10 protein-coding genes are annotated in these 8,891 nt (G+C 70.3%); 7 read left to right on the forward strand and 3 right to left on the reverse strand.

The window, feature by feature from the left end:
- Positions 1-32: 32 nt before the first annotated feature.
- From ACIBL3_RS24630 to ACIBL3_RS24645, 4 genes are read left to right on the forward strand one after another with little or no spacing between them, the layout of a single operon-like run.
- A complete protein-coding gene (locus ACIBL3_RS24630; RefSeq protein WP_396355883.1) occupies positions 33-731 on the forward strand; it encodes an ABC transporter ATP-binding protein in 699 nt (232 codons plus the stop codon).
- Positions 728-2,377 carry an FtsX-like permease family protein gene (locus ACIBL3_RS24635; protein WP_396355884.1) on the forward strand — a complete coding sequence of 550 codons (1,650 nt, stop codon included), beginning with the start codon at positions 728-730 and terminating at the stop codon, positions 2,375-2,377. The genes ACIBL3_RS24630 and ACIBL3_RS24635 overlap by 4 nt, the downstream gene beginning before the upstream one ends.
- A 57-nt stretch (positions 2,378-2,434) precedes the next feature.
- Positions 2,435-3,046: a DUF5998 family protein gene (locus ACIBL3_RS24640; RefSeq protein WP_396355885.1), complete on the forward strand. Its 612-nt coding sequence runs from the start codon at positions 2,435-2,437 to the stop codon at positions 3,044-3,046.
- A 4-nt stretch (positions 3,047-3,050) separates the two neighbouring features.
- Positions 3,051-4,175 carry an alkaline phosphatase family protein gene (locus ACIBL3_RS24645; protein WP_396355886.1) on the forward strand — a complete coding sequence of 375 codons (1,125 nt, stop codon included), beginning with the start codon at positions 3,051-3,053 and terminating at the stop codon, positions 4,173-4,175.
- On the opposite strand, the gene ACIBL3_RS24650 is transcribed toward ACIBL3_RS24645, so the two are convergent.
- Positions 4,172-5,815 carry a S8 family peptidase gene (locus tag ACIBL3_RS24650; RefSeq protein ID WP_396355887.1) on the reverse strand — a complete coding sequence of 548 codons (1,644 nt, stop codon included), beginning with the start codon at positions 5,813-5,815 and terminating at the stop codon, positions 4,172-4,174. The genes ACIBL3_RS24645 and ACIBL3_RS24650 overlap by 4 nt on opposite strands.
- A gap of 121 nt (positions 5,816-5,936) precedes the next feature.
- Here ACIBL3_RS24650 and ACIBL3_RS24655 point away from each other — a divergent pair, with 121 nt between their 5' ends.
- Genes ACIBL3_RS24655 through ACIBL3_RS24665 form a run of 3 tightly spaced genes read left to right on the forward strand, consistent with a single transcriptional unit; the run spans position 5,937 to position 7,947 of the window.
- Complete coding sequence (locus ACIBL3_RS24655) at positions 5,937-6,590, forward strand: thymidine kinase (RefSeq protein WP_396355888.1); 654 nt, start codon at positions 5,937-5,939, stop codon at positions 6,588-6,590.
- Positions 6,587-7,435 carry a sulfurtransferase gene (locus tag ACIBL3_RS24660; RefSeq protein WP_396355889.1) on the forward strand — a complete coding sequence of 283 codons (849 nt, stop codon included), beginning with the start codon at positions 6,587-6,589 and terminating at the stop codon, positions 7,433-7,435. Before ACIBL3_RS24655 ends, ACIBL3_RS24660 begins: the two co-directional genes overlap by 4 nt.
- Positions 7,436-7,470: 35 nt before the next feature.
- Positions 7,471-7,947, forward strand: a complete 477-nt coding sequence (locus ACIBL3_RS24665; protein ID WP_396356103.1) for a helix-turn-helix transcriptional regulator — start codon at positions 7,471-7,473, stop codon at positions 7,945-7,947.
- On the opposite strand, the gene ACIBL3_RS24670 is transcribed toward ACIBL3_RS24665, so the two are convergent.
- Both ACIBL3_RS24670 and ACIBL3_RS24675 read right to left on the reverse strand, forming a co-directional pair.
- Positions 7,944-8,411: a GNAT family N-acetyltransferase gene (locus tag ACIBL3_RS24670; RefSeq protein ID WP_396355890.1), complete on the reverse strand. Its 468-nt coding sequence runs from the start codon at positions 8,409-8,411 to the stop codon at positions 7,944-7,946. The two genes, ACIBL3_RS24665 and ACIBL3_RS24670, sit on opposite strands and share 4 nt — an antisense overlap.
- Positions 8,412-8,477: 66 nt before the next feature.
- Positions 8,478-8,603: a hypothetical protein gene (locus tag ACIBL3_RS24675; RefSeq protein WP_396355891.1), complete on the reverse strand. Its 126-nt coding sequence runs from the start codon at positions 8,601-8,603 to the stop codon at positions 8,478-8,480.
- Between the last annotated feature and the right edge of the window lie 288 nt (positions 8,604-8,891).

The following is an 8,891-nucleotide window of genomic DNA, read 5'->3' on the forward strand; positions in this document are numbered from 1 at the left end:
TCCGTCGGCCGAGCCACGGAAAGCTCAGCACCATGAGCTTTCAGAGTCCCCAGCAGGTCGTCCTCAGCGGTCACGGCCTGGTCAAGTACTACGGCGACGTCGTCGGTCTCGCCGGTGTGGACGTCGCCGTACGGTCCGGCGAAGCCCTCGCAGTCATGGGCCCAAGCGGCAACGGCAAGACCACGCTGCTGCACGTCCTGGCCGGCATCCTCACGCCGGATCAGGGCGAGGTCTGGCTGGCCGGTGAGCGAGTCGACAAGCTGAACGACGCCGCCCGCACGGTCCTGCGCCGCCGTCGGCTCGGCTTCGTCTTCCAGGACAACCAGTTGCTCGCCGAGCTGCCCGCCGACGAGAACGTGGCGCTGCCGTTGATGGTCGACGGTGTGAGCCGGCGGGACGCCATCGGACGGGCCCGCATGATGCTAGCCCAGGTCGGTCTGTCCGCGGAGGCGGGTCGCCGGCCCGGTGAGCTGTCCGGCGGCCAGGCGCAGCGCGTCGCGATCGCCCGCGCCCTGGTCGGTGAGCCGCAGGCGGTCTTCGCCGACGAGCCCACCGGCGCACTCGACGCGGCTACCGGCGCCCAGGTCATCGACCTGCTCGTCGGCGCCGCCACTCACCGCGGCGCGGCGGTGGTCGTCGTCACCCACGACAACGCCGTCGCCGCCCGCTGCCAGCGCGTGCTGACAATCGTCGACGGCCGAGTCAGCGAGTCACTGGGAGCCGGCCGATGAACCCGATGACGGACCTCGGTCTCCGGTTCGTTCGCCGGCCCGGTCCGGGTGGCCGCGCGGCCAACCTCGCCGCGCTCGGCGCTACCGCCGTCGTGGCGCTCCTGGTCACGTTCCTGATCGCCGGGTCGCTCGGTCTGGTCCACCGCTCGGATCGGATCGGCTGGCGCAGCGGCGACAAGGCCGACCCCGCCACCGCGATCGGCGCGATCAAACAGGAGGACGACCTGAGGGTCGACGGCCGTCCGATGCTCCGCGTCGACCTCGCGACGCTGCGACCCAACGAGCTGCCGCCACCACCCGGTCTCGACCACACTCCCAAGCCGGGGGAGCTCTTCGTGTCACCCGAGCTCGCCAAGCACTGGTCGAGCATCAGCAAGGAGTACGGCGGCGAGCAGCCGACCGGCGTGATCACCGACAAGGGCCTGTCGTCACCAGAAGAGCTGGTGCTCATCCGCGGAGTCTCTCCAGGTGCCGTGGGCGAGCACCCGCAGTACGTCGCCAGCTGGCACGAGAACGTGATGGACAGCCGGATGCTCGGTCTGCTGATGGCAGTTGCCTTGGGCATCACTCTGGTGCTGTTCCCGATCCTCAGCCTCGTCGGCCAAGCTGCAGGAGTCGCTGCGAAGCGTCGTGAGCACCGCCTGGCCGCACTGCGCCTCGCAGGCGCCACCAGGACGCAGGTGTTGTGGTTGAGCTCGGTGGAGCAGGCAGTCCTCGGCGTGGCCGGTGCAATCGTCGGTCTGGTCGGCTACACCGCCCTGACTCCACTCATCGCACGCATCCCGCTCGGCGGTGGCAGGTGGTTCCTCTCCGACATCACCGTCAACTGGTGGACAGTGCTCATCGTGCTGGCCGCCGTGCCCGTGCTCTCGGTGATCAGTGCCCTCATCGGCCTGGGGCGAGTCAGCATCACCCCGCTCGGGGTCGTCCGCGGCCAGACCCGCAAGGCGACCAGCGCGTTGCGGCTGGTCTTCCTGGTGATCGGACCGGTCGTGCTGGCGTATTACGGCATGCAGACCGGACTCCTCCCGGTGCTGATCGGGGTCGGTCTGGCCGCGCTCGCCGTACGGGTGATCGGGCCGTGGGCGGTGCAGGTGATCGGCAGGATCCTCGCGAACCTCGCCAACGGACCGGTCATGCTCCTGGCCGGCCGGCGGCTGGTCGACGACCCGAAGGGTGCGTTCCGCCCGGTGGCCGCGCTGGTGCTGAGTGGCTTCGTCACCGGCTTCATGTCGGTGTTCATGCCGCCCGGTGACGACGACCCGACGTACCAAGACCTGCGGATCGGCGTCGTGTTGCTGCTGGCGCTGGTGTTCTTGACGGTGGCCGCCTCGACCGCAGCCGGAGCAGTCGGTACGGCGCTGGACCAGGCAGCACCCGCCCGTGCGCTGCGGCGGTCCGGTGTACCGCTGTCCGTGATCGAGCGGTCGGCTCGGCTGGCGGCCGTCGTACCGGTGGTTGCGGTCGGGCTGCCGGTCGTCGGGTTCGGCGCGCTGTGCGGGCTGGCGGTGAGCGGTGGAAGGGTGATCACCGAGGGGAATTCCGGCCTGCTCGTGCTGATCGGGCAGGTGGTGGCCGGGCTCGTGTTGGTCGCGGTCGCCGGAGCGGCCGGGGCGCCGGTGCTGCGGAAGGCAAGTGCGAAGTGATCGCGGTTGTCCACAAGGTGGAATCGCGCTTGCACCGGATCGTGCAAGGATGAGGGCATGCGTGACCTGAATGTGCCCGAACTCGCGGATGTATCTTCCGCCCTGCGCGAGGCGATCGACCGGTGCGGCTACTACCCGGACGTCGTGACGGACTCGCTCGCGGTCGCGATCGCGGGCGAACCGATCACCTCGTTCGTGCTGCAGCACGAGCCGACCTTCGACCGCGACGAGGTCCGGCGGCACATCACCATCCTGGCGCTGACGCCGACCCGGCTGATCGTCGGGCACACCGACGAGCACGCTGCCGACGAGCTGATCCGCGCGCCGTACGCGTCGACCTCCACCGAGGCGATCCCGCTGCACCGGGTGAACGCGGTGGTGGTCAACCGCGTCGTACCGAACCCGGCCGGCTACGCCTCAGGCAAGGCCGACCCGGCGGTGGCCGGTGGCGGTGAGGTGGTGCTGACGATCGGCTGGGGGATGGTGAACCGGATCGACCTCGAGCCGGCCGTGTGCGCCGACCCGAACTGCGAGGCCGACCACGGCTACACCGGATCGGTCGCGGCCGACGACATCTCGTTGCGGATCAGCGCGGCCGCGGACGGTCCGGCCGGCATCCAGCAGGTGCTCGACTTCGCGCAGGCGCTGTCGTTCGCCACCAGCCGGTAGTGCGATGCTGACACCGGTGCGCCCGCAATACGGCGGTGGGGCGCTCGCCGACGTGCTTCCCTCGGTGGCCGGCGCGTTGTCGGTTCCCGGTGAGCAGAACGTTCTCGGTCTCCCGCCGGCCCCCCGGTACGCCGTACTGCTGCTCGACGGACTGGGGTGGAACCTACTGCAGCGGCACGCGGACGTCGCGCCGTACCTGGCGTCGCTGCTGCCGACAGGGCGCAGCCTCACGGCTGGGGTGCCGTCAACGACCGCGGTCAGTCTGACCAGTCTCGGGACCGGCCTGCCTCCGGGTGCGCACGGCATCGTCGGCTACACGTCGATCGTGCCCGAGTCCGGAGCGCTGCTCAACGCGCTGGCGTGGGATGCGCCGGTGGACCCGCGGCGGTGGCAGCCGCACGGCACCGTGTTCGAGCGGATCGCGGCGTCCGGTGTGGCGACCCGCAACGTGAGCAAGGCGCGCTTCGACACGTCGGGGCTGACGGCTGCGGCGTTCCGGGGGAGTGCGCATCGCGGTGCAGACACGGTCGAGGACCGGCTGGACGCGACGCGTTTCGCCAGCCGGGAGGGCAAGTCGTCGCTGGTCTACGTGTACGACTCCCAGCTCGACTACACCGGCCACAACCAGGGCAGCGACTCCTGGCAGTGGCGCAAGGAGCTGGCCGCCGCCGACCTGTTCGCTTCCCAGGTGCGCTCGGCGTTGCCGCGGGACGCCGTACTGGTCGTCGTCGCCGACCACGGCATGGTCGACGTCGCGCCGGAGGACCGGGTCGACCTCGACGCGGAGCCCGCCCTGACCGACGGGCTCCGGCTCATCGGCGGCGAGTCGCGCTTCCGGCACCTGTACTGCGTCGACGGCGCCGAGGCCGACGTAGTGGCGACGTACCGGGAGCGGCTCGGTGAGAAGGCGCTCGTGCTCAGCCGGGAGGAGGCCGTCGAGCTCGGGTGGTTCGGCGGAGTCGAGGATCGCGTCTCGCCCCGGCTCGGCGATGTCGTGGTGGCGTCCCTCGGTCCGGTCGCCCTGGTCGCGAGCCGGCGCTACCCGCAGGAGGCCGGGCTGATCGGATTGCACGGCTCGCTGACCGACGACGAGATGGCGATCCCGCTGCTGGTCGACCCAGGGGTCTAGAAACTCCAGACGTTCCAGAAGAACGTGGTCTCGGCGGTCTTCGCCTCGCCGTCGCGGGCGATGACTGTCACCTTGTAGCGCCCGGCGCCCGGGGTGAGGACGCCGGTGATCCAGCCGCGCTCGGCGTCGATCTCGAGGCCCGGCGGCAGCCCGGTCGCCGAGTAGCTGACCTCGCCGGACCCGCCGGTTCCCTTCATCAGCAGCGGAATCGCCGGCAGGCCGCCGACCCCGAGCTGATCGGACGGCTTGGTGATCGAGATCGCGCCGTTCGGCTGAGCGGCCGCGGCGCCGACTGCCTCGGCGGCGTCGACCATGCCCTCCCCGTAGTACGAGTTGTTCGCCTGCGTGCCGATGCACTCACCAGACGAGCCCGGCGGGCAGGCCAGGTCGTTCGCCTGCTGGGCGAGCTGGCCGCGAACCTCCGCCGGCGTCGCCTTGGGGTTCAGGCTGCGGAGCAGCGCCGCGACCCCGGCGACGTGCGGCGCGGCCATCGACGTCCCGCTCAGCGACTGGTAGCCGCCGCCCGGGACGGTCGAGTAGACGTTCTCCCCGGGGGCCGCGACGTTGATCTTGTTCTCGCCGAAGTTGGAGAACCGCGACTTCGCCCCGGCAGCGTCGACAGAGGCGACCACGACCATGCTCGGCAGCTCGGTCGGCAGGCTCAAACAGTCGTTGGTCACCGTCCGCAGCGCCGGGGTGGAGTCGTTCGGGCTGGTGTCGTCCTCGGACTTGTCGGCCAGGTCGTAGTCCTCGTTGCCGGCCGCGGCGATGTTCACCACGCCCTTGGACTCCGAGTACGCGACCGAGCGCCGTACCCCCTCCGCGATGGCGTCCTGGTCCGGGTCCGACGGGCACAGGAACAGCCACGGGTCGGTGTAGTAGCTGTTGTTGGTGACCGACACGCCCTTGTCGGCGGCGAACATGAACGCGCACACGGTGTTCTCCGGGAAGAACAGCTGGCTGTCGGCCTCGGCGACCCGGATCGACGAGAACTTCACGCCGGGCGCGACCCCGATCATGCCGGTGCCGTTACGGGCAGCCGCGATCGTGCCGGCCACGTGCGTGCCGTGCTCACCGACCGGCCGCCACGCGCCGGGCCGGGTGTCGGCCTTGCCGTAGGCGCAGGAGGCTGACTTGGTGGCGTCGAAGTTCGCCTTCAGGTCCGGGTGCTGGTCGTCCACGCCGGTGTCGAGCACGCCGACGGTGATGGTCTTGGCGCCCGGGTTCTTGTCCCAGGCGCGGTCGGCGCCGATCTGGGCCATGTCCGGCCGGTCGGTCTCCGGCGTCGCGCTCGGGGTCTCGGGGACCTGGGCCGGGATCGCCGGGGCGCCGATGTCGGCGGGAAGGTCCGACGTCCGGGTGGCGCCCGCCTTCTGGACGCCCTCGACGCCGCGCATCTTGGTTGCGAAGTCGGCCGCGCTCGAGTGCGCTACGACCACCCCGATAGCGTCGTACGTCGCGTAGACGGTGCCGCCGTTCGAGGCGATCGCCGCGGTGACCTTGGCGGTCTGCTTCGGCTCGGTGATGACGAAGTACGCCCGGAGTCCCGCCTCGGCGCGTTCCGGCACGGCGGCCGCCGGAAGAGTGGCGGACGCGGTCATCAGGCAGGCCGCGAGGAGCAGGACCAGAGCTTTGCGCACGATCCATTCAAACCGGACGGAGGCTCAGAACCCAAGCCGACCCCCGGGAACGGTACCGACCTGGTACGACGCGCCACCCCGAGGTGCGGGGTGGTCCGCTGACTTGGCAGGATGATCGCCCGTGGCTGAGCTGCTCTACTTCACCGGGACCATGGACTGCGGCAAGTCCACCCTCGCCCTGCAGATGGACCACAACCACAAGGCCCGGGGCCGGCTCGGCCGGATCTTCACCAGCCACGACCGGGCCGGTGAGTCGGTGCTCTCGTCCCGGCTCGGGCTGGCGGCGCAGGCGATCGAGGTCCGGCCCGAGTTCGACTTCTGGGAGTACGTCGTCGGCGAGCTGACGCACGGTGGCCGGATCGACTACGTGGTGTGCGACGAGGCGCAGTTCTACAGCCCGCTGCAGATCGAGCAGCTGGCCCGGCTGGTCGACGAGCTGCAGATCGACGTGTTCGCCTTCGGCATCCTGACCGACTTCCGGGCCACGTTGTTCCCCGGTTCGGCGCGGTTGGTCGAGCTTGCGGACAAGATGGAACTGCTACAGGTCGAGGCATTGTGCTGGTGCGGTGAACGGGCCACGCACAACGCCCGTACGATCGGTGGGGAGATGGTGACGGAGGGCGAGCAACTGGTGGTCGGCGACATCGTGACGCAGGACCACGAGGTCGCGTACGAGGTGCTGTGCCGGCGGCACCACCGGCGCCGGCTCACCCAGGCCCGCGCCCGCGCCACACTGTCACCTGAGGTACTGCCGTTCGGAGGAGCCGCATCATGACCAGCCCGTTGATCACCGTCGAAGAGCTGCGCGCCCTGGCTGAGCGCCCGGTGCTGATCGACACGACCTGGAACCTCGCGGGCCCGCCCGGCAAGGAGTCGTACGACGCCGGCCACCTCCCCGGCGCCTACTTCGTCGACCTGGACACCGAGCTCGCCGGACCGCCCGGGCCCGGCGGCCGCCACCCGTTGCCCGCAGCAACCACCGTGACCGCGGCGCTGCGCCGTGCCGGTGTCGGCCCGAGCACTCCGCTGGTCGTCTACGACGCGGCCAACTCGACGGCTGCGGCGCGGGCGTGGTGGATCTTCCGGTACTTCGGCGTGCGTGACGTCCGCGTGCTCGACGGGGGACTCGCGGCATGGCAGGCGGCCGGGGGAGAGGTGACCACCGAGGTCCCGGCCGACGGGGACGGTTCGTTCATCGCGACCGCCGGACACATCCCGCTGCTGAACGCCGACGGCGCGGCCGACGTTGCCGCGACCGGCGTACTGCTGGATGCGCGGGCGCCGGAGCGGTACGCCGGTGAGGTCGAGCCGATGGACCCGGTCGCCGGCCACATCCCGGGCGCCGTCAACGCACCCACCACCGCGAACGTCGACGAATCCGGGCGCTTCCTCCCGGCCGACGAGCTCCGCGAACGCTTCGAGAAGCTCGGGGCGAACGAATCCACTCAGGTCGGCGTCTACTGCGGCTCAGGAGTCACGGCGACCCACGAAGCACTGGCGCTGGAGGTCAGCGGCATCCCGTCGACCGTGTACGTCGGCTCGTGGTCGGAGTGGATCACCGACCCGTCCCGCCCGGTCGCCACCGGCACCGGCACCGGCACCGGCACCGGCACCGACTAGGGCACCACGACGTTCCGGACCATCCGGCCGTGTTCATGGTGTCCGGTCTCGCCCGCGAAGTTCTGCTCACGCTCACCGGGCCGAACCAGCGTGACCGCGCTGCCCAGACCCGCCTCCGCCGAGTCCTCGTCGACGAGCTTCAGGAAGCGCAGGAACAGCCGCTGCAGTTGCCGGAACCTCGCGACGATCGCCTGCGAGCCGTTGCGGAACTGCTCTACCAAGACCCCGCGGACAACACCGCGTTGGCCGTGATCGGGCGGCGGGTCGGAGCCAGTGCCCGCACGCTCAGCCGGCTGTTCCACGACGAGCTCGGCATGACGTTCTACGAGTGGCGCACCCAGCTGCGCGTCTGTCACGCGCTCGTCCTGCTCGCCGACGGACATGACACGACCCGCGTCGCGCACGCCTGCGGCTGGTCGAATCCCAGCAGCTTCATCGCCGCCTTCAGCAACCTGGTCGGCACCACTCCAGGCCGCTACCGAACAACCCCACCCTTCGGCGCCGGCAGCTAGTGCTCCAGCACCATCGTGTCGGAAGTCTCGACCGTGCCGACCTTCTCGAAGCCGAGCGAGCGGTAGAGCTCGGCCGCGGGGTTCTTCGGGTCGACACTGAGACTGAGCTTCGGGTACGGCGAGACCCGGATCAGCTCGGTCATCAGGGCCCGCGCGATCCCGCGGCGGCGGAAGGCAGCGGAGACTCCGAGTGAGAGCTCGGGGACATCGTCGGCGACGTAGCCGTAGCCCGGGCGGTCAGCGGTGAAGCAGCGGGCCCAAGCGGCTCCGGCGGGCGTCCCGTCCACCTCGGCGATCACTCCGAAATCGGTCGCGCGCGGCCAGTCGCCGACGTACCGCCAGGCCTTGTCCTCGGCGCGCAGCTTGTCGAGGTCGAACGATGGCGTCCCGTCCCAGTTGTATGCCTTCAGCAACATCTCGGTCAGGAAGGCGAAATCGCCGGCGGTCGCGGGTCGGAGCAGCATGCCGCCATCCTCTCCGACCCGCGACGCCCCGGCCACCCGATTACACCGGCAGCTGGTCCGGTCGAGTCACCACGCGATGGGTCCGAGGCGGTCCTCGAAGGTGCCGGTAGGACCGTCCGGGCCGAGCGTCGCCATCCGGATGATGGAGTCGGTGCCCTCGGTGACGGTCAGCTGACCCTTGTGATTGTTCATGTCCGGGAGCCGGTAAGAAACGTGTCACCAGCCGCCACATTTTGTCGATGACGGCTGCGACCCTCTCTGGGGGCCGGCAAGAGGCGTGTCACCAGCGGCAAATGAGTCCCGGTGAGCGCCTGGTGGTGATGTTGGGCCTGGCGCCACCATGCACGTTGGGTGACGCGTCGCTGCCCGGCGAGCGGGTGTCCGATCGACGGCGTTCAGCCGAGTTGGTTGCTGAGTGGCCTGCGGTGCGCGGTTCGAGTTCGGCGTGTTCTGAAGTCAATGGGTCAGCGCGAAGTTGCA

Source organism: Kribbella sp. NPDC050124, assembly GCF_044460355.1.
Classification (GTDB): Bacteria; Actinomycetota; Actinomycetes; order Propionibacteriales; family Kribbellaceae; genus Kribbella.